Origin of the sequence: Fictibacillus halophilus (genome assembly GCF_042680145.1) — a bacterium.
Lineage (GTDB): Bacteria > Bacillota > Bacilli > Bacillales > Fictibacillaceae > Fictibacillus > Fictibacillus halophilus_A.
Window position 1 is genome coordinate 697,498 of sequence record NZ_JBHTNQ010000001.1, and the last position, 23,115, is coordinate 720,612.

A 23,115-nucleotide genomic window follows, 5' to 3' on the forward strand; every position below is an offset into this window, starting at 1 on the left:
CATGGATAAGAAAATGTGTGATCAGCTTTTGGATTATTATAACGGGATTCTTTCCGATGAAGAAAAGGCTGCCTTTGAATCTCATTTGCAAGACTGCTCGCCTTGTCAGGATGAGTTGGCTGAGTGGCAGGAACTAACTTCTGACCTTCCTTATTTATCAGATGAGATCGAACCTCCTAATGGAATGAAGCAGCGCATTTTAACAAACGTCTTCGAAAATGAGCAGTCTGTAGAAAAAGAAGAAACAAATCGCCCGGCAGCGCCTGTTTTAGATATTGATTCTGTGAGAAGTGAAACACCAAGAAAGAAAAACGGATGGCTGACAGGCTTATTAGCTGCAGGTCTACTTCTGTCTCTTGGAATGAACGCTTATTTATTCGCAGAAAACGAGAAGAATGAACAAGTGATTGAGGAGCAAATGAGCAAAACCTTTAAATCTGTTCAGCTTGCTTCAGAAGAAACGGATTCTGCTGGAATCGCCTCTATGGTTCAGGAAGATGAGAAGATGAATCTCGTTGTTCAAACGCATAATATGTCCCAAGTAAAAGGGAAAGAAGTTTATCAAGTTTGGCTTATTGAAGGAGATAAAAAGTACAGGGCAGGCACGTTTATTCCTGATGAAAAAGGAAATGGTGCAGTCGTGTTCCCAGTCAATTTCCCTGGTGAGCACAAATGGGACGCAGTCGCCATATCACATGAGCCGACACCAGACAGCAAGCAGCCTAAAGGCACGATCGTGATGGCTTCGAATCTGTAATTAAATTTAACTACAACATAAATTAAAGCTATAAATCACACGCTGATTGTCGTGTGATTTATTGTAAATCCATATTTTATATGCTTTATAGTATAGAGGAGAAATGGTTGTTGACGAGATCAGAAAAAAACTGGTCACAAGGACACTATCTAGAACTGGAGAAAAAAATGCTTAACAAAATTAAAGCCTGGGCAAGAAATCTAAAAAAGTATGTATTTGTTCTTTACTTTGCTTATAAAGATTCTAGAGTACCTTGGTATGCAAAGGTATTTACGGCATGTGTTGTAGCGTATGCATTCAGTCCGATTGATTTAATTCCTGACTTTATCCCTGTGTTGGGTTATCTTGATGACATTATTATTGTTCCTTTAGGAATCAAGCTTGCTTTAAAGATGATACCTAACGCGGTAATCAAGGACTGTGAAGAAAAAGCAGAAGAGTTGATGGTAAAAGGTAAACCGAAGAATTGGCTAGTCGGCACTTTAATCATTATCTTTTGGATGATTATTTTTATCTGGAGCAGTATGGCTATATTTCAATACATTAAATAACGAAAGCGGTTCTCCACCTGGGAGACGCTTTTTTTTTCAATAAAGCACTTGATAATCAAAATCTTAAAGAGATTGCATGGCACTCGATAAAAAGAATGAAAGATGATTTGCACGTATGTGAAGTCATAAAAGCCTTGAAAATCTAGTAAGTATATAAACCTGTCAAAAGGCGATAATTATGGATGAATGAATCATAGGAGATGTATAAGATGATTTTTATCTATAATGATTTTGGCGGAACACATACTACGGCATTAGCAGCTGCTTTCCATCTGAAAAAGTTACCTTCTCATGCTAAGCTTACAAGAGAACAGATATTGAATGTAGAGTATTTCAACAAATTGAACACATCAGATATGGGAAGGATCATCTTTCACGGACTAGATGAGGAAGGACATTCCGTTTATACAGTCGGACGAGGGAATTCTAAAATCTTCGTACCTGGTATAAAGGATATGTTTGAAATTCTCCAGAAAAGAAATGGAACAGAGGAACAATTAATCTTTTCAAACACATCACCGACGGTTCCTTTATCTATGACGGTTGGAGGATTTTTTTCAAGAAGACTAGGTATTGATTTTATTGGAGTACCTTTACTAGTGATGGGTGCTAAACAAGCTTCTGCTCAAATCGCTTATCTTGTTGAACATACAAAAGAAATGGCTAATAAATCCTCTGAACAGGTCCTTATCATAGACAATAAAAAAGAACTTTTAATCACGGAAGTTAGTTAAAACATCTTTTTCAGGAAAAATGCTCCTCACTTTGTTAGGGGCTTTTTTATGTGGCATCATTCAAAGTGAATTCATAAGCAATTAAAAAGCTTGGGGTATCCCCCAAGCTATCTTTGTTCGTTCGTATCCTTCACACTGGCAATCTCGATCTTTTCGACAAACATGTTGAATACACTGCGTTTTTGCTCAAGCTTCTTCAGCTGTTCCTTCAGCTCATTGTATTTTTCTTCAAACGGCTGTTGGTAAGTCTTCTTAATGTTTTTGATCATTTCCTCGTTGATGGTGGATTGAATGACTTGTTTCGTGATTCCGAATTTATAAGAATAAAGTTGAAGTTCAGTCTTAACATTCTCGTACTCTTCATCAATTTCTTTCTTTTGTTTTTCAATCTCTTCTTTCCATTCAAGCAGAGCATCTTTTACATACGGCTCCATCTTTTGCCTCCTTACAGCAGTTCATTCGTAAGTCTAACTTTTTATGTACTCAATACACTATTTATAATGAGAAGCTCTTTTATGGGGGTATTTTCTTGCATTGACTAAATTTTTCCATAACCATATGATTGAGGTAAGTACACTTAGAGAGGGTTAATTTCACAATGAAACTAGAAACTGAAAGACTTACGATTATTCCCGTGGATCAACAGCTTGTAGAGAAGCTTTCCCCGGGAGATTACGAGATTCATGGCTTTATTAAGAGTTATCTTACGGATTTAAAAGAGGATGAGAGTCTGCTTGGCTGGGGCGTTTGGTTTGTGATTGAAAAAGAGACTGGGAAGATTATTGGAGATATCGGATTCAAAGGGAAACCGGTGGATCAAACGGTTGAAATCGGTTATGGCATCATTCCTTCAGCACAGGGAAAAGGCTATGCGACAGAAGCGGTTAAAGGAATCATAGATTGGGCGTTATCTACGAAACTCGTACGTAAAGTTGTCGCCGAATGTCTAGAGGACAACATTGCTTCGATAAAAGTTTTAGAAAAACTAGGGTTTGAAAGAACGGGTACAGATGAAAATATGCTGAAGTGGAAGTTGAGACATCTATAGAGAGGGGTTCAGCACTTGCAAGAAAACTTCTTCCAAAGAAAAATGATGTCGACGATCATAACAACGATCACTCTGGCAATGATTCTAGCGGGCATATATATAAATGATGATGTTAGCGGTACATCAGACTATGGAGAGTCTTTTTTATTAGCAGCGATGCTGTACGGATCGTATGGGGGAGTAATCATACTGGTTTATGGGACTCTGGTCTCTGCCGTAATTGAGTTCGTTATGAACAGATGGTTCAAAATGAACATTCTAATATACATTTTGCTTCACGGTGTTTTTGGCCTGATTATGCTCGATGCACCAATTCTTGCCGTGTTTGGAGTAGGATCGGCACTACTTTATGCATCCATCGACAGGTGGATTCTTTATCGTATAAAAAAAGAGAAACCAATCATGATGCTCATGCTAACTCCTATTACTCTTTTTGTGATGATTTGGTCTTCCCTCAGCTTCATATCACCTGATCTACCACCTTTTACAGCAGAGGATGCAGTTGAGTTTGCAACGTCAGGTGAAGGAACCATAGTTGATAAGTTTCCGAAAGAAGAAGGCGTCATTACGGTTGGGAACGCTATAAGAGAAACGAGTGTAGAGGAGATTGGGGATGAAGTGTATATCGTAACTTTTACTGAGACGTGGAGAGACGAGGATGCAGGCGGTCCATGGTTTATTTCATATAAAGTAGAACGGGGATCTTCAACACTTTATGATGAAAGCCATAATGGATTGTAAATGAAGGGAGAGCGTTCATAATGCCAGGTATTGGTTGGGCTTATCTTATTATCGTTTTAGGCGGTATCATTATCGGTTCCTTTATAAAGATGTATTTAAATAGGAACTGGAAGCTTTACTATACAGCATTTGGGCAGGAAAATTACTTTAAAGTCGTCTCACAATTACAGTCTGATGGTATTAAATATAAAGTTAAGGTTCCACTCCAATTTGATCGTGAGCGTTCTTTTAACGACAATACGCAGTACGATATTTATGTAAAAAAGGATGAAGTTCATCGAGCTTCAATAAAATAAACGGATGGTGACCTTTTTACGATGACGAATTTTAAAGAGCGTATTACAAGCCAAGAAGAATTGAGAAGTTTATTAGGAAGTCCTAGTTTGAGAGGACAAAACAAGGTGATTTCTACTATTGATGAGCATTGCAGGGAATTCATAGGGAAGTCTCCTTTTTTAGTGCTTGCGACGTCAGATGCTGAAGGAAACTGTGACAGTTCGCCTCGAGGTGACGCACCTGGATTCGTGTATGTTTTAGATGATCAGCACCTCATCATTCCGGATCGTCCGGGGAACAAGCGTGTAGATTCGATCTTCAACATCCTTAGCAATCCTAATGTTGGTTTGCTTTTTCTTATACCTGGCATGGATGAAACACTTCGAATCAATGGGGAAGCCATAATAATTCGCGATGAAGATATTTTAGAAAAAATGGCGGTTAACGGTAAAGCACCTCTTCTAGGGATCGTTGTAAAAGTTGAGCAATGTTTCATGCACTGCGGCAAAGCCTTCAAACGTTCAAGTCTTTGGGAACCAGGTAAGTGGTCGTCTAAAGAGGAATTGCCAAATGCCGCAAAGATATTAGCTGATCATGTGAACCTTCCGGGCATGACAGAAGATGTAGTGGCAGAAGCTCTATTAGATGGTTATAAGAATAAGCTTTACTAGGGTTCTTTCACAAACGTAGCAGGTTCGTGGAATAAGAGAAGCCATCATTTAATAGATAGATTGAGGTATAAAAAATGAATGAAGATAAATTGGATTTTGTATTTGAAGACATTCTAGATTTATCTAGAATGTGTAAGTTTACTAATTGCACTCATACCAAAGAGCCGCATTGTGCAGTTAATAAAGCTATATCGGAAGGTGTTCTTTCTAAAGATAAATTCACTGCCTATTATAGAGAAAAAAACGAAGAAGAACATATTTTGAAACAAAAGAATAAAACAAAGGCTGTTGATTATATGAAACAGAGAAAACTTTTTCGAGAACCCTAGATAAGACTTTGCCAAATAAGGATTACTATTAAGCGTTTCGCGTTAAGAAGCTATATAGTGGATGGATTACCTTTAGATAAATGGAAGAGTCTTCAACTAAAATAGGAAATATTCTTGACAGAATTTTCAAATACTCTTATGATTAGTAAAAGTTTTCCATAACATAAACGCTTTGATTAGGAGTAGTAAGGATTTTCTGTTGTGTAGAGAGCTGCCGATTTGGTGAAAGGCAGCCGATAGATTTCCTGAACTCGCCTAGGAGCGGTCAGGTTGAGATGTAGATCTGAACGGTTAACTCCCGTGAAGGAGTCTTGAGAAGGTTTGTATTTTTACAGCAAACCAAGAAGAGTGGTACCACGTTAGGAACAGCCTATCGTCTCTTTATAGAGATGATGGGCTTTTTATATTTATATAGGGGAGAGAGTGCAGATGAGTGAGAGCTGTTTTATTTGCAACAAACATAAAGGGGATATTCAAACTTCAGGCGTCATGATCTATGAGGATGAGTTCGTATATGTCGGTCATATCGATAAGGGTGGCAAACCATCTTATCTTGGTCATATTATGATTGATTTGAAGCGGCACGCTCCTTCTCTAGGTGATATGACCTTTGATGAGGCAAAAGCGTTCGGTGTTATTATGGCAAGAGTGAGTAAAGCGATAAAGGAGACAGAAAATGCGGAGCACATCTATGCAGCTGTTTCTGGTAATTCCGTTCCGCATCTTCATATGCATATCATCCCGCGTTATCCAAATACACCTGAAGAATACTGGGGTCCTTGGGAAGTGTACGACTGGCCGGAAGCTCCATTCGGTAAAAACGCTGAAATCATAAAGGTGTGTGAGCGGATAAAGAGTTATTTGGAGGAGAACCCTTATGAGTGAATTGAGCTGGGTAGGCAGTGACAAGCATTTCGTTGATGAATTAGATGTAAGCTTGGTTGAAAATGTGGCAGTAGGAAGATTCGGCGGAAACTCTTCTGCCGGTCAATACAAAAACGAAGACGGTTGTTTAGTTTGGGTAAATGAGAGCGGAGATTGGGAATTTACAATGATCCTTGATGGCCACAAGACCGCTGCTAGTGTGGAGCTGGTGGTTGATCATTTTAACAAAAAGAAGGATGAGATTCAGAAGGTGCTGATGCTGCCAGCAGGTGAGGCATTAAGAAAAATGGACTCTCTCATTTTAGATATTTTTCAGGCGCAGGACTTTATGGAAGCTTGTCGTAAAACTACGGGAGAAACCGCTTGTATGATTGTTATCCGGAAAGAAAAATACTTGTGGTGGTTTTCAGTAGGAGACTGCATCCTGCACGTGTTTCATCCTGAATTAATCGCACTTGGTGAGAGGCAGCTGAACCAGAGAAGTTTTTACGAATGGGTGGGTGAGGTAAACACGTTTGAGATGCCAGTACCTTGCTACAGCACCGGCAAGAAAGAATTAAGACAAGGTGAAAGCCTGATTTTTATGACAACAGATGGATTGACCGAATGTCCTGGTGTAACGTATGCAGATCCTGAAGCGGTAGAAGGTATTTTTAATGGTGTAAGTGTTCCAGAAGGTGTCCGGGAATTATTAGAAGAAGTTAGAATGAAAGATGTGAGGGACAGTACGACGATTATCTCTTGGTCCGTTCAAATTGAGGAAACGGCCACTATGCCAAGTGATCTTTAATGTTTGTAAACTGTGGCTGTTTCCTCAGTTTATTTGTTTAAGCATTGTGTATAAGGGATTGTGAGTTACATGACGTCCATATAATGCTGCAGAACACGTGGCGGGATGAATTTGAGAGGCAAAGGTCGTAAGGACACGATAATGGTTGGCGGCATAATAAGATCTTTTTGTGCTTGTTTTAAGTGGTTATACATGCCTTTTCCGGCGACTGAATTGGCGGAGTGTATGGTAATACGGTTTGCGAAAAGTTTCTCGTCAATCATCATTTGAATGAGCATTGTACCATTTCTTGTTTTACTTATAAGGTCATGATCTAATGACAGATGTTCGATGTCGAAGTTTCGCAAGAGTTCAATACATTCATCGATGGTTTCGACAAACACATAACCCTCTGGCGGACTCCGGTAGTCATCCATAAATACACTGATTTTCTCCATTTCTTGCACTCCCTTCGAAGAACGGAGGGTGACTAAGAAAAGTCGAAAGCCCTAAGTTTTTGTAATATAACTATTATAACATACTTTTGGTAGTGATGAAAAAGACACTAAGAATTATTGGAAGGTGCCCTATATGGAGAAATATGTGCTACTTGGTACTGTACTTCTGTTGCTTCTTGGAACAGGATGTCAAGAAATTCAATTAAATAATGGCGAAAGAGTGGTAAACGAACACGGCAGCATTAAAAATATAAATGCATTAAATACATTTGTCAGTAATGTAAAAGACCAAAAGAAAGCAAAAATAAATGTTATTAGTTATGGTATTGAAGGGCAAAAGTTATTTGAAAAAATAACTTTTAATGGGGACTATTTGAATGTTCACAGAAGTGTAGATAAAAATTTTATTGAAGAATACCAATGCGAAGGTATTTTCGTTGAAGAAAATGAATTAGAAAAAAGGTATATTCTGAAACAATGCACAGGTGATTTTACTGGAGAAATGGAATTATTAACATTAAAAAAATAAACAAAAAGCATACCTTTTTCTGATGGCTGGCTTTAATTTGTAAAAGGAAATAATCAAATACAATAGAAATATATGGTAAACCCCTAATGACAGAAGGTGAGTTCTAGATGATTCGACCTGCAATGATAGCGGATGCCAAAGAGATTGCCAGACTTTGTATACAGCTTGGTAACCAAGTTAGTGCTGAACAAGTAGAAGATCGACTTGAAAAGATTAATCTGGAGAAAGACAGCATAATCTTTTTGTATGAACTCGATAACTCGATTTGCGGCTGGATGCATGTGTTTGGAAAGAGCATCATTCAGCTAGAATATGGCGAAATTGGTGGATTAGTGGTTGATACAGAATATAGAGGTAAGGGAATCGGCAAGAAGTTAATGAGAAAAGCAGAGGAATGGGCAATGGAAAAGGGATATCCTGAAGTTCGGCTCCGTTCAGGTGGACATAGAAATGAAGCCCATCAATTTTATAAAAGTATCGGTTATGAAAATATAAAATGGCAGGAAGTATTTAGCCATAAACTCTGACAATTTAAGAGGTGATTAACGAATTGGGGAATATCGATAAACGAAAACGGCTAGAAGAAGAGGTTTTTACTTATAGAGTCACGAAGAATAACATGGTCTTTATTGATTATCATGGCAAACAAGTAACAACCTTAAAGGGAAAAGAAGCGGAGAAGATCATTAAAAGGATTGAACAAGCCGCAACCGATCACGAGGTGCAGCTGATTCTTGCTAAAGTGACAGGCAACTTTAAAAGAGGCAATGAAAAAGATGCTTCAAAAAAATAGGGTGGTTGAGGTATGACGGTTGCTGGAATTATCTTTTATGCGGTAGTGTTTGGTCTCATCCTCTACCGCATCATCGTTAAACGAAAGATGCCTTCAAATAAATACACACCATATGATGATATCACGATGGGAAGGCAAATTGATGTGATGAAAGACCAGCCGATCTACGATACAAAACATGAGATTGAATATAGAGAAGAAACGAGGAATGGAAATGAACCAAAGTATTGATATGAAGCAAAAGTTATCTGGACAGAACATTTATATTCGATTACTTAATGTGGATGATGCTGAAGAACTGCTGCAGGTACAGGTGGAAAACAAAGAGTTTTTTGAGAAGTATGCGATGGAACGTGCTAAAGATTTCTATACGCTTGAAACTCATCGGAAAAGACTTCAAATGTTTGCTGAGAATGCTAAACAGGATCTCGATTACTTTTTTGGTATTTTTACAAATGAAGATGATTTGATTGGTACGATTAATCTGTTTGCAGTTATGCGCGGATCCATTCAAAGTGCGTTTGTCGGGTATTTTTTAGATAAGAGGCACAATAGAAAAGGCTATACAACTGAAGCGGTGAAGCTGATCGTGAAGTATGCTTTCGAGGAATTGAAGCTGCACAGGGTTGAAGCAGGAGTCATGCCTCGTAACATTGGGTCGATTCGTGTCTTAGAAAAAGCAGGCTTCGAAAAAGAAGGGCTTGCCCGCAAAAATGTGAAGATCAATGGCAAGTGGGAAGACCACCAGCAGATGGCGATTATCAATCCGGCTGATTAATTTATGAAAAAGTGGGTTGTAATGTTATTTGTGTTGATGAGTTTAGTTGCATGTAATAATGAAAAACTAATTCGAGTGGATTATCAAATCGGTGAAGATCATTCCGGAGAACATATGATAACGGAAGAAGATCGGGTTCAAACAATTGCCTCTTTCTTTAGGCAAGTAAAATGGGACAACGCAAAAGTCCAGATGGACAGAAAAGAAGATATGATGCTTACATTTTTCTACCAATATAATCCGAACGAGCCGGAAAGATTAGAAGAGTATAAGATTTGGTTTAATAAGGACTCAGTAGCGGAAATTGTTGATCCAAACAAACATAGGTACGGGAAGCTGGACCAAGCTGATGCCGAGAAGTTAAGGGAAGTCATTATAAAAAAATGAGTTAACCGAACAATTTCTCAGTTTACACCAAGAGGAGGGTACCGCCATGCCTAGTGTAGGCGTTTTCGCTGCTATATTCGATAAACACAACCGTATCCTGCTTGTTAAAATAAAATATGGATCGCGCAATTGGACACTGCCGGGAGGTCATCTTGAAGCAAACGAATCGCCTATTGATGGAGTTAAGCGGGAGGTTCTTGAAGAAACGGGCTATAATGTAGACGTTTCTCATCTAATCTCGATCTATTCTGCACCAATAAAGAACGACCTTGTGTTTTTATTTCGAGCCACTATAAACGGACAAGAAAATCGGACTAAAAATGACGAAATTGAGGAAATCGGCTTCTATCCTAGAGAACAATTACCACATCAGCTCCACGCATGGAATCGTAAACGAATTGACGATGCTTATCAAAATTTGAAAAGTAACCTATGTATATTTGAATGACTTGTAGTAAAATCCACATTTCTGCTCTATACTGTGTAATAGAATGTGCATGGAGTGATTATGATGAGTAAAGCAAAAGCTAATAGCAAGAAAAAGACTGGAGTAGGTCAGGGAACTGGCAAAAAGGGCTGGAACCGCTGGAAATCAAGCAGCAAGAAAAAAGGTCCAAAACCGTATGTAAGTAAAGGTACGAAAAAGATAGATAAAGAAACAGAACAAAACGATTAATAGGAGCCAGCTCACCATAAAAGTGAGTTGGCTTTTTCATTTGGTATATTTCCTCCCCTGCCACAATAAAATGAACTATCTAATGGTATTGGGGGAGGACGAGCAGTGTCTGTAAATAAAACGGATTACACGATCTCTGAAGACCTGGTCATTAAATACAACACACTAAGTGCCAAGAAGAAAGAGCTCGAAAAGGAACTGGATGAACTTAAGAAAGTCTTCCATATTTATTTTGATAACCTGGTTGGCCCAAACGAAAAAGGCGAGGTTACCGTCAACAATTACAAGCTGCAAAGACAAATTCGAAAGTCGGAAAAGTTTAATGATGAGAAGACGGTCCACCGGCTTACAGAATTAAACATGACCGATCTAATTCATCACGTTCCAAAACCTGATGAAGAAAAAGTGAAGTCTGCTCTCACGCTTGGATTAATAAAAGAGGAAGACTTGGAAGGCTGCCTAATCAAAAGTGCATCACAAGCGATTGTTGTTAAAACACTTAAATAAAAGAGGGGTGACTTATATCAAAAAGTCACCCTATTTGTTATGGAGAGTGATAGAAATATGACAATCTTAGTAACAGGCGGGGCAGGGTACATCGGCAGCCACACGGTTCTATACCTGAAAGAAAAAGGTGAACCTGTTGTTGTGATGGATAATCTATTAACTGGCCATCGGCAATCTGTTTTAAACGACATTCCTTTTTACATGGGAAGCTTACATGACGAGCAGCTGCTGAGCTACATTTGCCAAAATCACAAGATTGATGCGGTGATCCATTTTGCGGCTAATTCCCTTGTGGGTGAAAGCATGAAAGATCCGCTATCCTATTATGAAAACAATGTGGCTGGAACACTTTCTCTGCTAAAAGTAATGAACAAAAACAATGTAAAAAGAATCGTATTTTCTTCAACGGCGGCAGTTTACGGAGAGCCGAAACACGTTCCGGTAAAAGAGGAAGATCCTGCAATCCCGACAAATCCTTATGGAGAAACCAAGCTTGCGATAGAGAAAATGCTCCATTGGGCGGATAAAGCACATGGCATAAAGTCCGTTGCACTCCGCTACTTTAATGCAGCTGGAGCAGACCCTGAAGGACGTATTGGGGAAGAGCACAATCCAGAAACGCATCTCATTCCGATTGTATTGCAAGCGGCATTAGGTCAAAGGGAGAACGTAACTGTGTTTGGTGATGATTACCCTACTCCAGATGGCACATGTGTCCGGGATTATGTTCATGTCATGGACCTGGCGAATGCTCATTATTGCGCCTTACAAAAGATCAGAAATACTAAAGAGAGCGGAATTTATAATCTTGGGAACGGAAAAGGATTTTCAGTAAAAGAAGTAATACAAACGTGCCGCAAAGTTACGCAGCATGAAATCAAGATAGAAACAGCACAAAGAAGACCGGGTGATCCAGCGGTATTGGTTGCCTCTTCACGAAAGGCACAGAATGAATTGAAGTGGCATCCAAGATATCCTGATTTGAAAACCATCGTAACTCATGCTTGGAACTGGCATAAAAACAAATCAGAGTCTTTTAGTGTCGTTCAGCATTCTAAAACAGCTCAAGGCATTTCTGCCAATTGAGCTGTTTTTTTATAGGAAGGATAGAAGTAGAGTGGTACATATGCAATAATTGTAATTACATACATAGTTTGGTATATAGATAGTTTTTTAAGTAAAAGGGGTGCTGATCATCGAGTATTATTTTCATTTTCATTTTCCATCTATGTTGATGGATATCTTGGCAATTATCGCGATTGGGGTTCTTGCTTATCGCATCTATAAAAAACAAGATGAAAAACCGAAGAAGTGGAAAGCAATTATTGTTATAATCGTTGGTCTTTTTTCATTTTCATTTCATTTAAATTTATTTGATACTTTTGTTAAAATCCCAATCCTTCCGCTTGGTGTTTGGATTTTGTATTTTATCTACAGAAACAAAATTGAAAAGTGGGTGAGGTACCGGCGTTTTGTGTGGCTAGGATTCTTTGCAAATTTTATATTTCTTGCATCCTCTTTTTTATCTATTCCGATTCAGAATGCCCTTTATCCTGAAAATGAAATAACGACATACTTAGCGGATGTAGAAGAAGCTCATTTGGTGAACATTCATCCGTCTGGAGGCGAAAAAACACTAAACAAAAAAATGCTTAAAAATCAACTGAATACAATGAAAAAAGAGCCAATACCCAGTGAAGATTGGTATTACAATTCGGTAGTGGAGATAGAGCCTAAAGACCGAAAAGAGCGATTCCCTTATCAGCTTACAGGTACAAAAACAAAATGGGGAAGTGGCACCAACGCAATTATTTATGTTCAAGAAGATGGAAAAGGATTGTTAGTATTGACCCAAAACAAACAACATTTTTACAGGGTATATACCTCCATTTTAGAAGGAGGGGATAAGTAATGAAGAAGAGAATGAAATTAATTATAGGATTAGGTTTAATTGTTCTTTTAGGAGTCGTTACCTATTGGTATTATCCTAAGTCTCCTTCGGCTTTTCTTTCTGATAAAGAATTGGCGTTAGAAATAAACAATACTCAATCCAATATGAAAGTTAAACAAATACAAGATAAAGTAGCTGTAGATGATAAACACTTTTTTGTACCTTTTATCACAACAAATGGAGATTATGGAACGAGTTATTGGGAATGGCAAAGAACGAAATGGAAAGTGCTTAATATAGATAATACTGGTGAACCAATGATATGGAAGATTAATAAAAATGATCCTTCTACGTATCGTTTGGTCTGGAATCTTCATAAGGATGATAAGGTAGATCATATGAAATTTTATTTAAATAGAGAAAGAAGTTTCCAAGTTTCTAATGGTATAGAATACTATTATCCAAAAGTTCAGATGGAAAAGAAAATAACTATCACTGCAGCTTCTTACGGCTCTCAAAAGCTACCAAATGAATGGATATCTGTAGTAGATTCTTTTGTAAAAATAGAATCATCTGTTAAGCAGAGTTTATTCGATGACTTTGATCTGGATCGTCACTTATATTTTGCTTGGATGCCTTATGATAAAACAGGTAAGGAAGCTATAATAGAGCATTCTGTAAACGGCTATTCATTTACGGTTGATGATATCGAATTGGATTTTGTGCGATGGATGAATAATCACGACCTGGAATCTCAATAATCAAAAAAACCAGTGCATTTCCCTGCTCAGGGATCATGCACTGGTTTTCTTTTTCTACTCTATTATTCTGCTTTCTGTAAAACGGAAACAGATTCAGAGGCTTTGATTCTCTGTAAAATGCCTTGAATGGATGGATACTCGTCGTACAAGAATACGAGTGTATCGCCGGGCTGTGATCGCTCCCATGCCTGGAGCATCGCTTCAGGTTCTTTAGGATAAACATGAACAGCCGTTTTATTTTTTGATTCCTTTACACCGGTGTAGAGAAGATGAACCGTTTCGCCAGGTGTGCGTCCTCTTAAATTCACATCTTCTTTAATGATTAAAATATCAGAATGGGTGCCAAAGATGCGGCCCATCTCTTGAATGTTATGGTCCTGTCTATCACCCGCTGCTGATCCAACCGTAATCACACGACCGCCATTTCTTAGCTGATCCACGGTTTCAAACAAAGCTTTAAGACCTGCTGGATTGTGAGCATAATCTATCACAATTGTCCGGTCATGGATGTTCTCCACGTTAAAGCGTCCGCGGTTTTGGTTCTCAGTCGGAAGGAACGTAATCACTTTGCTGCGCAGTTCAGATAATGGACGTCCTAATGAATGAGCAGCAGCAAGTGCTCCAAGTACGTTCGCAACATTATGGCGGGCTGCACCATTAATCGTTAACGGGATATGAGAAACAGGAAGGAATCTTTCTGCCTTGCCGTTCTCACTGAACATTACCCAGTCATTTTCCAGATACCATACTTTTGCGCCGTTCTTTAGTCCCTTCTGGATCTCGGGATTCATGACGGACAGCGAGAAGAAGACGACTTCACCGTTCGTGTGCTGTGCCATGTCCACACAACGTGGATCATCGGCATTCAACACGCATGTCCCTTCAGGCAGTACTACTTCAGCCACGGTTTGTTTTAATCTTTTCAGATCGTCTAATGTTTCGACGCCATTTAAGCCAAGATGATCTTCACTCACGTTTGTTACGATGCCAACATCACAATAACGGAAAGCAAGACCTTCACGAAGCATGCCTCCGCGGGCTGTTTCAAGTACCGCAACATCAACGGCTGGGTGTGACAACACTTTGCGGGCACTTCTCGGTCCGCTGCAGTCGCCTGAGTCCAGCTGCTGATCGCCGACCCATACTCCATCAGAGCATGTAAAACCGACTGTTACATTTTCTTTTTGTAAAAGGTGCGCAACTAATCGGGAAGTCGTCGTTTTGCCGTTCGTTCCTGTTACAGCCACCACGGGAATCGCGGCTTCTTCACGTGATGAGAACAAGTAATCAACAATTGCTCCGCCGGCATCACGGCTTTTCCCTTTTGAAGGGTAGAGGTGCATACGGATACCTGGAGCTGCGTTCACTTCTAAAATAGCAGCTTCACCATCTACAAAAGGAACGGTTATATCTGTTGAAAGGATATCGATGCCAGCGATATCAAGACCGACAGCAGCTGCAGCTTCAATAGCCATTTTACGGTAAGAAGGGTGAACTTCATCCGTTACATCAATCGCAGATCCGCCTGTTGAAAGATTCGCGTTTCCAAGGACTTCAAGGGCTTGTCCTTTTTTCAAAACGGATTGAAGAGAGTAGCCGCATTTTTCTAAATGCACGACTGTTCGTTCATCCAGCGGAATCTTGCTCATCGCTTTTTCATGACCATCGCCCCGCAATGGATCCAGATTTTCTTCATCAATTAAATCACCGATTGTTTTGTAGCCGTCTCCTGTTACGATCGGGGGAAGCCGCAGGCTCGCAGCAACTAATTCACCGTTTACTACAAAAAAGCGGTAGTCGTTGCCAGAATAATAACGTTCGAGAATGTACTGTGTTCCGTCACTGTACACAACACGAAAGGCTGCTAACAGATCTTCATCATTTTGTATGTCGGTCACGATATTTTGACCTTGCCGCCCGTTAAGCGGTTTGATAACAAGGGGATAACCGATCTTCTCAGCTGCCTGAAGAAGTTCATATTCATTGGACACAACATCGCCCACTGGAACAGGAAGACCCGCGCCTTTTAATAATGTCTTCGTCATATCTTTATCACACGAATTTTCAACGGCTAAATAAGAGGTCTGACTAGAAATCGTTGCTTGCACGGATTTTTGTTTTTTTCCGGTTCCAAGTCTTAAGTAACTGTTTGTTCCGATTCGTTCCACTGGGATTTTGCGGCTTCGAGCTGCATGGTAGATCGCTTCTGTACTCGGACCTAATTTATGCAGATGATAAAGGTCAGAAGTGTGCTTTATATAGGACTCAGCGCTGATCTCATTTCCTTCAAGAATAGCCGTTACGATTTCAATCGCTGCTTCAAACGCATAATAGCCTGACTTCGGTTCTACATAATCATACGTAACAAAGTAGATTCCTTTTCGCTCACTAGTAATCGTCTTGCCTCGTTTGACTTTAATACCAGCAAGATGCTGAATCTCTAACGCAATATGTTCTAAAATATGTCCCATCCACGTGCCTTCATGAAGACGTTCCACAAATCCGCCGGCATAGCCTCTCGAACACGTGTGAGTATGAAGGGAAGGGATAACTTTTAATAATTTATCTGTAAAACCCGGTAATAGGTTGGACGGTTTTTCTTCAAATTCTTCTATATCAAGCTCAATCCAGATGGTTGGTTTGAAGCTGTAAAGATTAGGTCCCGTTAAATAATTCACGCGATTGATTTTCATTTATTACGCTCGCTCCTTAAGAGATGATTAATTCTCGTTTGTGTAAATTAAAAACCGCGCCCGCACCCAATGTATGGAAGCGGATATCGGAAATCGTCATGTTTCCTTTGTTTTCAGCAACATCTACATAAGTTGATGTTTTGCCGTCGAAGATGCTGACGTTGTATTCGCCAATTACTTCGAACTGTTCGCCATCGTTATGTACCCAGATTGCCGTGTTTTCATCGATACCGATGCCAATGATCTGAGGATTTAACGCGATGGCGCGCATCAGCCTGCTGAAACGGTCGCGTTGGGAAAAATGCTGATCAATGATCACGTCTTCTAAAAATCCAAAGCCAGAGCCCATTTCCAAAACAGAAACGTCCTCTTTTTCAAAAAGCTTAGATGAGATAATCATCAATCTGCTCATAACAGCTGCACCAGCACTCGTTCCGCCGATGGTTAATCCGCCCTTCCATTCCTGAAAAAGGTGTTTGTAAAATGTGGTGCCGCCAAGAATACTTGTCAGTCTCAGCTGATCTCCTCCTGTCATGAACAAACCGGACAGAGTTGAGAGCTGCTCGGGCAATTCAGAATCCTCCGCTTTTTCACGGGAATCCAAATGGAAAAGCAGTGGCTTTGTACCATGTAAAGTGTGAAACAGTTCATGATATTCGCTGCCCACTTCTTCCGGAAAGCCGGATGCTGTTGTCAGAATCCCGATTGGACCTGGACGGTTCTTACATAATGCAGCGAACCTGGAGAGGATCATTTTCTTATCGCTTTTGTCTTCATTGCCACCAATGATCAACAGATCACCTTTTGCCATCTTTCATCAGCCTCTTTGATAAATGTAGTAGTTGGAAATATAGGTCGAAATTAGCAAGCAATTTCGCCCTGTTATGTATACCACTAATCGTCTTCGTTCAAACCAAAATGAGGGAATTTTTTACTGAATATTTAAATTGTTAAAATTTTTGTAAAAATAGCTAGATTCCTGTCTAAAGACTTAGTATAATTTACCTACTGGAAGTTTTTTGCTTTCAAAATAATGAAAAGGAGAGAAGGTAGAACAAAATAGAAAATAGGAGGATGTATAGATGGAAAAAACAATGCTTCTAGGTTCCTACGAAATTAACACAAGCACGATGGCACTCTTGCCGTTTTACAATGAGTTCGGTGTAGTGCATACCGAAATATTGGAATCAGAAAAGAATGAAAGAGTCGCACTCAGTCCAATAAAAATCATTAATGAAAGCTGTTTATTCTTCGGCTCCAGTTATGAAGGCAGGCGAGAAGCTGTCCGCCGCTCTATGGGCTATGTGAGTTTATCCCCAATCATGATCAACCTCGAATTAGGCATTTTCTTTTTTCCTGTAGAATCACCTAAAAATGAAACGTGCATCTGGTTATCACAGTCACATGTGCAACGAATCGAATCCGTAGACTCTGACACGTGCAGCGTCCACTTTAAGAACACCGCAAATTTGATCTTACCCCAGTCCAAACATGCATTAGAGGCAAAACTTTTCCGAACCGCACAATACCGATATATATTAAGTGAACGAGTGAGTGAAAGAAATATGAGATATTAATAGATAACGCCTGGTGCGAATGGAATCGCACGGGCGTTATTTTATGAACTTTCTTCCTTTTAAATCGTAGTTAGTTATAAGAGGAGGAGATAGTGATGAAAAATATCATCATTTCAATTGTCACACTCATTCTGATGGCTGCAGTTAATTATGTGCTGGCTCGAATTGTGGGCTGGAACTTTATTGACCTTGCTTTGTTTGTAGGATTAGCTTCTGCAATTATCATACGTTTTTTCACTTCAACTGGCGGTTTGTCATCTAACATGGTACGTATACAAACACAAGCTGTAACAGGAATAAAGGTTGAAGAAGAGAAGCAGACATTCAAACCGACCTTCGCTTATTACGCAGCCCTTCTATATACTATTGCCTCGTTGATCGGTATTTTTATTTATTATAAAAATTATTTCATGTAATAAAAGAGGGAAACCATAATGCATCTTTTGTCGTCAGTAAGTATGAGGTGAAGAATATGAAATTTATGTTTATAAATGTGTTTCTTTCGATGCTGGTCCTATTATCAGGCTGCGTTGAAAATGAAGTGACAGTCCATTCTACAAGTAAACCAGATGTTGAAGAAGTATTAACACTAGATCCCGAAGCTGACATTTTTTTATGGGACAACACCGTGTACCAAACCAATATAGATTGGGTGGAGGAATTAACTTTAACGAAAAATAGAGAGATAGGTGAAATTACTTCTATATCAATGAATCCAAAAGATTATGAGTATAAAAATGGTATGGCGAATAAACTGCCGGTCAGTGCTAAAATATATACAGCCAATGAAAGACAAGATGTTTTGCTTGTCGAGATTGATGGAAAGCTAACCAAGTATTTAGGAATAGGTGAAGGATAAAAAAGCCTTCCTAAATTAAAGGAAGGCCATGTTTATTATGCTTCTTTTCTTGCATCTTCACTTTCTTCTTCATAGTCTTCGTCAAAAGGAGTGGCAAACTCAGAATCATCAGCAGGTCTTGTAAACAACGAAATGCCTACTAAACTTATTAATCCTGCAGACATGCCGTAGAGAATAGGGTTTGTAGAAGTTAATCCTTCTAGAAATAATCCGGCAATAACAACGATTGTACTAATTAAAATGGCGTAAAATCCTGAATTTGGTGTAGCTCGTTTCCAAAAGAACGTCATGACCAATGGGATGAAAATAGCACCCGATAAGATGGCATAAGCCACGTCAAGAGCGACAAGGACATCCTGTATCCATATGGAAAAGGTAATGGCGATCAAACCTACGAGTAGCGTAGTAACCCTTGATGCAAGCAAAAGCTGCTTATCTGACATGTTTTTAAGAAAATATTGCTTTATTATATCGTTCGTAATCAGAGTTGAGGAAGCAAGTAGCGATCCCGAAGCTGTTGACATTAAAGCAGAACAAACACTGGCAAGGACAAGACCTAATATTCCAGTCGGTAAAATGGTAAGAGCCATTGTTGCAAATGTGTTTTGTGGATTCTCCAAATTTGGGATTACAATAAACGCACACATCCCGATAATGCTTCCCGCAATAGCGTAAGCAAAACTGTAGACACCAGCAAAAATAGAACCGTTTCTGGCAATTTTTCCTGATTTAGCCGTAAATACCCTTTGCCATATATCTTGTGAAACGACCATTCCTAGTGCAAACAATAAGAAGTACTGAAAGATTTGTTGATAACCTATAGATGTAAAGCTAAGGTGGGCTTCTGGAAGTTTAGATATTAACTGGCTAAACCCGTCAACTTCTGCAAGACTCATAGGAACCATGATAAAGAAAATACCGATCGTCATAATAACAAATTGAATAATATCCGTTACCGTAACACTCCACATACCGCCGAGTATCGTATAAAAAAGAACAATTCCCCCGCCAACAAGCATAGAAGTAGTTAAGTTCCAACCTAAGAGAACATTGATAATGGTTCCCATACCAATCACTTGTGTAACCGCGATCATGAGTGTATAGATAGAGGCAACGATCGCACTAAGCAAACGTGTCTCGGATTTATACCTTTTTCCTAAAAGCTCACTAATTGTTGTAACTCGCAAAGAATCAATCTTTTTAATAAAAATAGTACCTAGAATGATAATGCCTAAACCGATCATGGAGACAAACCAGATGCCAGATATACCAAACTGGTAACCTAGCTTCGTCGTTCCAATTGTTGCAGCACCGCCAAGAATAACAGCAGACAAACAGCCCAAATACATAAACATACCTAAATTTCGTCCGGCAAGTGCAAAATCCTCAGATGTTTTTGCTTTCGTTGAACCGATGATTCCAGCACCGATTAAAATTGCGAAATACAAAAGTATTACAACAGTATCAAGGGCTTGCATGATTAACTACCTCCTTTTTTATTTAAAGCTTTTATCAATTTTATACGTTTTGGTACTGCACGCTTAATTCTGACTTAAGTTCGTTAAGGTGTTCTGCAACGGCAGTCTCAAGAACGGCAAGACCTTGATCAATTTGTTCTTTTGTAATAGTAAGGGGAGGAATCATCCGAATAACTTCACCACTGTTTCCGCATAAGTAAAACAGAACCCCTTTTTCCAGACATTTATCAAGTATGTTTATTAATCCATTCCCATCAGCCTTTCCGGTCAGCGGATCCACGATTTCAATACCAATCATTAGACCAATAGACCGCACACTTCCGATCACAGGATATTTTTCTTGAATATGCTTTAGCTTCTCGGCGGCATAAGCTCCCATTTTTTTCGCATTCTCAACCAATTTTTCTTCTTTTAAAACCTTGAGCGTAGCAAGTGCTGCTTCACATGCAATGGGGTTTCCTCCAAATGTCGTTCCATGACTTCCAAGTGGCCATTGTTTCATTAATTCTTTTGATGCTACTGTTGCACTTAGAGGAAGTCCTGAAGCAATTCCTTTTGCGATCGCCATAATGTCTGGTGTGACATCCAAAGCTTGGGCGGCAAACCATTCTCCTGTTCTTCCGAAACCGGTTTGAACCTCATCAAAAATAAGAAGAATCCCGTGCTGATTGCAAATTTCCCTGATTTTCTTCAACCATCCGCTCGGAGGAACAATATAGCCGCCTTCTCCAAGAACCGGTTCAACAATCACACAAGCTACTTCTTCAGGTGTAACTTGGTGATTGAAAAGGGTTTCGAAATCATTGACCAGCTTTTCAACGACATACTCTTCAGCGTCCATTCCATCCGGACATCCTTTTGCATTTGCATAAGGGACTTGGTACACCAATCCATTTGGCTGAAGAAATTTACGATACTTGGCTTTAGATGTCGTCACACTTAAAGCACCAAGTGACCGTCCGTGGAAACACCCTATGAATGAGACAACATAAGGTCGTTTTGTTACATGCTTGGCTAGTTTGATCGCTCCTTCAATTGCTTCCGTACCACTGTTAGCAAAGAAGAAACAATCCAGGTCCCCAGGGAGGATATCCGATAGTTCTTTTGCCAGTTTTAAAATAGATTCATACATAATCACTCCTGAAGGACCATGCATGAGGTGATCTGCAGCATCTTTAATGGCTTGTACTACTTTAGGGTGACGGTGCCCGGTATTGGCTGTAGCAATTCCTGAAGTGAAATCCAGATACTGTTTGCCATCCAATCCATAATAATAACAGCCTTCAGCCTTTATGACAGGCAGATTAGGGTGATCCTTCGCCATACTCGGTGCTAATAAATCGGGCATTTCATGTACAAGGTAATTCCAGTTTGCTGACACAATATTACCTCCTTGGATATTACAATCTGGGTGTATTGTAACTTCTTATAATGAATTCCATGCAAGTTCTGTGCCAATTATTTAAATTATCTGATACTTTTTCATTTTTCTTACGATAGAAGGCTGGCTGATGCCAAGAGCTTCTGCCATTCGGACGGTTGTTTTGTATCTTTTTCGTGCGTTTAACAAGATTTGTTTCTCCGTTTCTTCTATCATTTCTTTTAGGTTTTGTGAATCTGTCAAGTTGGAAGTCGTGGCGGGCAGAGTTTCTTTAATATGTTCAGGCAGCTGTTCAACTGTTATCAGAGTAGAAGGTGAGATAACCACTAAACGCTCCATAATATTTATTAGTTCTCGAACATTACCTTTCCATTGGTAATGAAGAAGGTGATGGATAACAGCCTCATCTAATTTTCGTTCTCTGTTGTATTTTTCTCCAAATTTCTGCAACAAAAGATGTATTAATGGCACAATATCTTCCGTTCTTTTTCTGAGTGGCGGGATCGTAACAGGGACAACGTTCAACCGAAAATAAAGATCTTCTCTGAACAATTTTTCACTTATAGCCTGCGATAAATCTTTGTTGGTGGCAGAAATTAAACGGAAATCAACATGGATCGGCTTTGTTCCGCCAACTCGGTAAAACTGTTTTTCTTGTATAACCTTTAATACTTTTACCTGGTGGGGGAGAGAGAGTTCACCAATTTCATCTAAAAAAAGCGTGCCGCCATTAGAAAGTTCGATCAGGCCGCGTTTGCCTTTTTGATTAGCTCCTGTAAATGCGCCAGCTTCGTAACCGAATAATTCTGCTTCAAATAAAGAATCAGGTATTGCTCCACAATTTACTTCTATAAAAGGACCGCTTTTGCGATGGCTTTTATTATGTATAAATTTTGCCAGAAGTGATTTCCCGACACCCGACTCTCCAAGGATTAGTGCATTAACATCGACTTCTGATAATTGGAGAGCGGTACTAATTACTTTCTTCATCTCTTCACTATTCGCAATGATTCCTGCATCATGAAGCTGCTTATTTCTCAAGTGACCAAGTTCGCTTTTTACACGTTCCATTTCTTCTTCCATATTCATAAGAAAATCTTTGTATTTAACTAACTCGGTAATGTCATGTGAATAACTTACGACTCTGTATAAAACGCCATTTTCGTTATAAACCGGGATGCCGGTAACGAGAAGTTTTTTCCCTTTATTCGTTGTTTGAACAAATGTGATTTTCTTATTTTCCTTCACAACCATTGGCGTTAAAATGGGGGAAAATAAGCCTTGTGCTTCTAAATCATAAACTGATTTTCCGATCAGGCTCTCAGAATCTACACCGTAAATCTTACCTGTAACCTCGCTAACCTTTAAAATAATTCCGTCCACATTTGTTACTAAAATATCATCTTTCAAAGAATGAAGGATCTGTTCATTTTCGTTCCATACAGAAGAAGGGCTCAAAACTTTCGCTCCTTTCAAGTACTTGCAATAATTATTCAATTCTGAATAATTATTTGTTTTTGAATAATTATAGCTTAGATAACCATTTCTGAACACTGGAAGAACGGCTTATTTTTTTAAGTGATTCT

32 protein-coding genes and 1 other annotated feature are annotated in these 23,115 nt (G+C 39.2%); of the genes, 25 read left to right on the forward strand and 7 right to left on the reverse strand.

Going from position 1 to position 23,115, the window contains the following annotated elements:
• Position 1: 1 nt before the first annotated feature.
• The 3 genes from ACFQ4X_RS03640 (at position 2) to ACFQ4X_RS03650 (ending at position 2,042) form a co-directional block, all read left to right on the forward strand.
• Positions 2-757, forward strand: coding sequence for an anti-sigma factor domain-containing protein (locus ACFQ4X_RS03640; RefSeq protein WP_379833199.1), 756 nt, complete (start codon positions 2-4; stop codon positions 755-757).
• Positions 758-924: 167 nt separating this feature from the next.
• Positions 925-1,308, forward strand: a complete 384-nt coding sequence (locus tag ACFQ4X_RS03645) for a YkvA family protein (protein ID WP_379837024.1) — start codon at positions 925-927, stop codon at positions 1,306-1,308.
• Between the two features lie 209 nt (positions 1,309-1,517).
• The gene (locus tag ACFQ4X_RS03650) at positions 1,518-2,042 is read left to right on the forward strand and encodes a DUF3189 family protein (RefSeq protein ID WP_379833200.1); all 525 of its coding nucleotides are present in this window, start codon (positions 1,518-1,520) and stop codon (positions 2,040-2,042) included.
• A gap of 107 nt (positions 2,043-2,149) precedes the next feature.
• Here the strand turns inward: ACFQ4X_RS03650 and ACFQ4X_RS03655 are convergent, their stop codons facing one another.
• Positions 2,150-2,476, reverse strand: coding sequence for a hypothetical protein (locus ACFQ4X_RS03655; protein ID WP_066288040.1), 327 nt, complete (start codon positions 2,474-2,476; stop codon positions 2,150-2,152).
• 164 nt (positions 2,477-2,640) lie between these two features.
• On the opposite strand from ACFQ4X_RS03655, the gene ACFQ4X_RS03660 reads away from it, so the two are divergent.
• The 7 genes from ACFQ4X_RS03660 to ACFQ4X_RS03690 all read left to right on the forward strand — a co-directional run bounded on the left by ACFQ4X_RS03660 (position 2,641) and on the right by ACFQ4X_RS03690 (position 6,782).
• A complete protein-coding gene (locus tag ACFQ4X_RS03660) occupies positions 2,641-3,090 on the forward strand; it encodes a GNAT family N-acetyltransferase (RefSeq protein WP_379833201.1) in 450 nt (149 codons plus the stop codon).
• 15 nt (positions 3,091-3,105) lie between these two features.
• Positions 3,106-3,831: a hypothetical protein gene (locus ACFQ4X_RS03665; protein ID WP_379833202.1), complete on the forward strand. Its 726-nt coding sequence runs from the start codon at positions 3,106-3,108 to the stop codon at positions 3,829-3,831.
• 20 nt (positions 3,832-3,851) lie between these two features.
• Entirely contained in the window at positions 3,852-4,127 is a 276-nt protein-coding gene (locus tag ACFQ4X_RS03670; protein WP_379833203.1) for a hypothetical protein, read from the forward strand.
• Positions 4,128-4,148: 21 nt separating this feature from the next.
• Entirely contained in the window at positions 4,149-4,778 is a 630-nt protein-coding gene (locus ACFQ4X_RS03675) for a pyridoxamine 5'-phosphate oxidase family protein (RefSeq protein WP_379833204.1), read from the forward strand.
• A gap of 74 nt (positions 4,779-4,852) precedes the next feature.
• Positions 4,853-5,107, forward strand: a complete 255-nt coding sequence (locus tag ACFQ4X_RS03680) for a hypothetical protein (protein WP_379833205.1) — start codon at positions 4,853-4,855, stop codon at positions 5,105-5,107.
• A gap of 163 nt (positions 5,108-5,270) precedes the next feature.
• Positions 5,271-5,491 (forward strand) — a binding site (T-box leader).
• Between the two features lie 45 nt (positions 5,492-5,536).
• Positions 5,537-5,992: an HIT family protein gene (locus ACFQ4X_RS03685; protein WP_379833206.1), complete on the forward strand. Its 456-nt coding sequence runs from the start codon at positions 5,537-5,539 to the stop codon at positions 5,990-5,992.
• Positions 5,985-6,782, forward strand: a complete 798-nt coding sequence (locus tag ACFQ4X_RS03690; RefSeq protein ID WP_379833207.1) for a protein phosphatase 2C domain-containing protein — start codon at positions 5,985-5,987, stop codon at positions 6,780-6,782. Before ACFQ4X_RS03685 ends, ACFQ4X_RS03690 begins: the two co-directional genes overlap by 8 nt.
• Before the next feature lie 65 nt (positions 6,783-6,847).
• Here ACFQ4X_RS03690 and ACFQ4X_RS03695 read toward each other — a convergent pair whose 3' ends face one another.
• Positions 6,848-7,219, reverse strand: a complete 372-nt coding sequence (locus ACFQ4X_RS03695; RefSeq protein WP_379833208.1) for a cyclic-phosphate processing receiver domain-containing protein — start codon at positions 7,217-7,219, stop codon at positions 6,848-6,850.
• Positions 7,220-7,352: 133 nt separating this feature from the next.
• On the opposite strand from ACFQ4X_RS03695, the gene ACFQ4X_RS03700 reads away from it, so the two are divergent.
• The 12 genes from ACFQ4X_RS03700 (at position 7,353) to ACFQ4X_RS03755 (ending at position 13,541) form a co-directional block, all read left to right on the forward strand.
• Entirely contained in the window at positions 7,353-7,748 is a 396-nt protein-coding gene (locus ACFQ4X_RS03700; RefSeq protein ID WP_379833209.1) for a DUF4362 domain-containing protein, read from the forward strand.
• Positions 7,749-7,855: 107 nt separating this feature from the next.
• The gene (locus tag ACFQ4X_RS03705) at positions 7,856-8,275 is read left to right on the forward strand and encodes a GNAT family N-acetyltransferase (RefSeq protein ID WP_379833210.1); all 420 of its coding nucleotides are present in this window, start codon (positions 7,856-7,858) and stop codon (positions 8,273-8,275) included.
• 23 nt (positions 8,276-8,298) lie between these two features.
• On the forward strand, positions 8,299-8,541 hold the full coding sequence (locus ACFQ4X_RS03710) for a hypothetical protein (protein ID WP_379833211.1): 243 nt from the start codon (positions 8,299-8,301) through the stop codon (positions 8,539-8,541).
• A gap of 12 nt (positions 8,542-8,553) precedes the next feature.
• Positions 8,554-8,772: a DUF3951 domain-containing protein gene (locus ACFQ4X_RS03715; protein ID WP_379833212.1), complete on the forward strand. Its 219-nt coding sequence runs from the start codon at positions 8,554-8,556 to the stop codon at positions 8,770-8,772.
• Positions 8,756-9,319 (forward strand): GNAT family N-acetyltransferase, encoded by a 564-nt coding sequence (locus tag ACFQ4X_RS03720; RefSeq protein WP_379833213.1) that lies wholly within the window; start codon positions 8,756-8,758, stop codon positions 9,317-9,319. The genes ACFQ4X_RS03715 and ACFQ4X_RS03720 overlap by 17 nt, the downstream gene beginning before the upstream one ends.
• Positions 9,320-9,340: 21 nt before the next feature.
• The gene (locus ACFQ4X_RS03725; protein WP_379833214.1) at positions 9,341-9,706 is read left to right on the forward strand and encodes a hypothetical protein; all 366 of its coding nucleotides are present in this window, start codon (positions 9,341-9,343) and stop codon (positions 9,704-9,706) included.
• Between the two features lie 46 nt (positions 9,707-9,752).
• Positions 9,753-10,154, forward strand: a complete 402-nt coding sequence (locus tag ACFQ4X_RS03730) for an NUDIX hydrolase (RefSeq protein WP_379833215.1) — start codon at positions 9,753-9,755, stop codon at positions 10,152-10,154.
• Positions 10,155-10,217: 63 nt separating this feature from the next.
• Complete coding sequence (locus ACFQ4X_RS03735; protein ID WP_379833216.1) at positions 10,218-10,382, forward strand: DUF3934 family protein; 165 nt, start codon at positions 10,218-10,220, stop codon at positions 10,380-10,382.
• Between the two features lie 105 nt (positions 10,383-10,487).
• The gene (locus tag ACFQ4X_RS03740) at positions 10,488-10,889 is read left to right on the forward strand and encodes a hypothetical protein (RefSeq protein ID WP_379833217.1); all 402 of its coding nucleotides are present in this window, start codon (positions 10,488-10,490) and stop codon (positions 10,887-10,889) included.
• A 57-nt stretch (positions 10,890-10,946) separates the two neighbouring features.
• Entirely contained in the window at positions 10,947-11,975 is a 1,029-nt protein-coding gene (gene galE / locus ACFQ4X_RS03745; protein WP_379833218.1) for a UDP-glucose 4-epimerase GalE, read from the forward strand.
• 157 nt (positions 11,976-12,132) lie between these two features.
• The gene (locus ACFQ4X_RS03750) at positions 12,133-12,801 is read left to right on the forward strand and encodes a hypothetical protein (RefSeq protein ID WP_379833219.1); all 669 of its coding nucleotides are present in this window, start codon (positions 12,133-12,135) and stop codon (positions 12,799-12,801) included.
• Positions 12,801-13,541, forward strand: a complete 741-nt coding sequence (locus ACFQ4X_RS03755; protein ID WP_379833220.1) for a hypothetical protein — start codon at positions 12,801-12,803, stop codon at positions 13,539-13,541. The genes ACFQ4X_RS03750 and ACFQ4X_RS03755 overlap by 1 nt, the downstream gene beginning before the upstream one ends.
• Positions 13,542-13,603: 62 nt before the next feature.
• On the opposite strand, the gene cphA is transcribed toward ACFQ4X_RS03755, so the two are convergent.
• Positions 13,604-16,234, reverse strand: coding sequence for a cyanophycin synthetase (gene cphA / locus ACFQ4X_RS03760; protein ID WP_379833221.1), 2,631 nt, complete (start codon positions 16,232-16,234; stop codon positions 13,604-13,606).
• A gap of 16 nt (positions 16,235-16,250) precedes the next feature.
• Positions 16,251-17,045, reverse strand: a complete 795-nt coding sequence (locus ACFQ4X_RS03765; RefSeq protein ID WP_379833222.1) for a cyanophycinase — start codon at positions 17,043-17,045, stop codon at positions 16,251-16,253.
• A gap of 271 nt (positions 17,046-17,316) precedes the next feature.
• Here ACFQ4X_RS03765 and ACFQ4X_RS03770 point away from each other — a divergent pair, with 271 nt between their 5' ends.
• The 3 genes from ACFQ4X_RS03770 (at position 17,317) to ACFQ4X_RS03780 (ending at position 18,670) form a co-directional block, all read left to right on the forward strand.
• Positions 17,317-17,811, forward strand: coding sequence for a competence protein ComK (locus tag ACFQ4X_RS03770; RefSeq protein WP_379833223.1), 495 nt, complete (start codon positions 17,317-17,319; stop codon positions 17,809-17,811).
• Between the two features lie 95 nt (positions 17,812-17,906).
• On the forward strand, positions 17,907-18,227 hold the full coding sequence (locus ACFQ4X_RS03775; protein WP_379833224.1) for a hypothetical protein: 321 nt from the start codon (positions 17,907-17,909) through the stop codon (positions 18,225-18,227).
• A gap of 56 nt (positions 18,228-18,283) precedes the next feature.
• Positions 18,284-18,670, forward strand: coding sequence for a hypothetical protein (locus tag ACFQ4X_RS03780; protein ID WP_379833225.1), 387 nt, complete (start codon positions 18,284-18,286; stop codon positions 18,668-18,670).
• 35 nt (positions 18,671-18,705) lie between these two features.
• Here the strand turns inward: ACFQ4X_RS03780 and ACFQ4X_RS03785 are convergent, their stop codons facing one another.
• From ACFQ4X_RS03785 to ACFQ4X_RS03795, 3 genes are all read right to left on the reverse strand, one after another.
• Positions 18,706-20,148, reverse strand: a complete 1,443-nt coding sequence (locus tag ACFQ4X_RS03785; protein WP_379833226.1) for a sodium:solute symporter — start codon at positions 20,146-20,148, stop codon at positions 18,706-18,708.
• Between the two features lie 40 nt (positions 20,149-20,188).
• Complete coding sequence (locus ACFQ4X_RS03790; RefSeq protein ID WP_379833227.1) at positions 20,189-21,529, reverse strand: aspartate aminotransferase family protein; 1,341 nt, start codon at positions 21,527-21,529, stop codon at positions 20,189-20,191.
• Between the two features lie 81 nt (positions 21,530-21,610).
• Positions 21,611-22,987, reverse strand: a complete 1,377-nt coding sequence (locus ACFQ4X_RS03795; RefSeq protein ID WP_379833228.1) for a sigma-54 interaction domain-containing protein — start codon at positions 22,985-22,987, stop codon at positions 21,611-21,613.
• Positions 22,988-23,115: the final 128 nt, after the last annotated feature.

Bases quoted from the DNA above. Each gene is read 5' to 3' on its own strand.
- ACFQ4X_RS03640 (WP_379833199.1), top strand. From the start codon at position 2: ATGGATAAGAAAATGTGTGATCAGCTTTTGGATTATTATAACGGGATT.
- ACFQ4X_RS03645 (WP_379837024.1), top strand. From the start codon at position 925: ATGCTTAACAAAATTAAAGCCTGGGCAAGAAATCTAAAAAAGTATGTA.
- ACFQ4X_RS03650 (WP_379833200.1), top strand. From the start codon at position 1,518: ATGATTTTTATCTATAATGATTTTGGCGGAACACATACTACGGCATTA.
- ACFQ4X_RS03655 (WP_066288040.1), bottom strand. From the start codon at position 2,476: ATGGAGCCGTATGTAAAAGATGCTCTGCTTGAATGGAAAGAAGAGATT.
- ACFQ4X_RS03660 (WP_379833201.1), top strand. From the start codon at position 2,641: ATGAAACTAGAAACTGAAAGACTTACGATTATTCCCGTGGATCAACAG.
- ACFQ4X_RS03670 (WP_379833203.1), top strand. From the start codon at position 3,852: ATGCCAGGTATTGGTTGGGCTTATCTTATTATCGTTTTAGGCGGTATC.
- ACFQ4X_RS03675 (WP_379833204.1), top strand. From the start codon at position 4,149: ATGACGAATTTTAAAGAGCGTATTACAAGCCAAGAAGAATTGAGAAGT.
- ACFQ4X_RS03680 (WP_379833205.1), top strand. From the start codon at position 4,853: ATGAATGAAGATAAATTGGATTTTGTATTTGAAGACATTCTAGATTTA.
- ACFQ4X_RS03685 (WP_379833206.1), top strand. From the start codon at position 5,537: ATGAGTGAGAGCTGTTTTATTTGCAACAAACATAAAGGGGATATTCAA.
- ACFQ4X_RS03690 (WP_379833207.1), top strand. From the start codon at position 5,985: ATGAGTGAATTGAGCTGGGTAGGCAGTGACAAGCATTTCGTTGATGAA.
- ACFQ4X_RS03695 (WP_379833208.1), bottom strand. From the start codon at position 7,219: ATGGAGAAAATCAGTGTATTTATGGATGACTACCGGAGTCCGCCAGAG.
- ACFQ4X_RS03700 (WP_379833209.1), top strand. From the start codon at position 7,353: ATGGAGAAATATGTGCTACTTGGTACTGTACTTCTGTTGCTTCTTGGA.
- ACFQ4X_RS03705 (WP_379833210.1), top strand. From the start codon at position 7,856: ATGATTCGACCTGCAATGATAGCGGATGCCAAAGAGATTGCCAGACTT.
- ACFQ4X_RS03715 (WP_379833212.1), top strand. From the start codon at position 8,554: ATGACGGTTGCTGGAATTATCTTTTATGCGGTAGTGTTTGGTCTCATC.
- ACFQ4X_RS03720 (WP_379833213.1), top strand. From the start codon at position 8,756: ATGAACCAAAGTATTGATATGAAGCAAAAGTTATCTGGACAGAACATT.
- ACFQ4X_RS03725 (WP_379833214.1), top strand. From the start codon at position 9,341: ATGTTATTTGTGTTGATGAGTTTAGTTGCATGTAATAATGAAAAACTA.
- ACFQ4X_RS03730 (WP_379833215.1), top strand. From the start codon at position 9,753: ATGCCTAGTGTAGGCGTTTTCGCTGCTATATTCGATAAACACAACCGT.
- ACFQ4X_RS03735 (WP_379833216.1), top strand. From the start codon at position 10,218: ATGAGTAAAGCAAAAGCTAATAGCAAGAAAAAGACTGGAGTAGGTCAG.
- galE (WP_379833218.1), top strand. From the start codon at position 10,947: ATGACAATCTTAGTAACAGGCGGGGCAGGGTACATCGGCAGCCACACG.
- ACFQ4X_RS03755 (WP_379833220.1), top strand. From the start codon at position 12,801: ATGAAGAAGAGAATGAAATTAATTATAGGATTAGGTTTAATTGTTCTT.
- cphA (WP_379833221.1), bottom strand. From the start codon at position 16,234: ATGAAAATCAATCGCGTGAATTATTTAACGGGACCTAATCTTTACAGC.
- ACFQ4X_RS03765 (WP_379833222.1), bottom strand. From the start codon at position 17,045: ATGGCAAAAGGTGATCTGTTGATCATTGGTGGCAATGAAGACAAAAGC.
- ACFQ4X_RS03770 (WP_379833223.1), top strand. From the start codon at position 17,317: ATGGAAAAAACAATGCTTCTAGGTTCCTACGAAATTAACACAAGCACG.
- ACFQ4X_RS03775 (WP_379833224.1), top strand. From the start codon at position 17,907: ATGAAAAATATCATCATTTCAATTGTCACACTCATTCTGATGGCTGCA.
- ACFQ4X_RS03780 (WP_379833225.1), top strand. From the start codon at position 18,284: ATGAAATTTATGTTTATAAATGTGTTTCTTTCGATGCTGGTCCTATTA.
- ACFQ4X_RS03785 (WP_379833226.1), bottom strand. From the start codon at position 20,148: ATGCAAGCCCTTGATACTGTTGTAATACTTTTGTATTTCGCAATTTTA.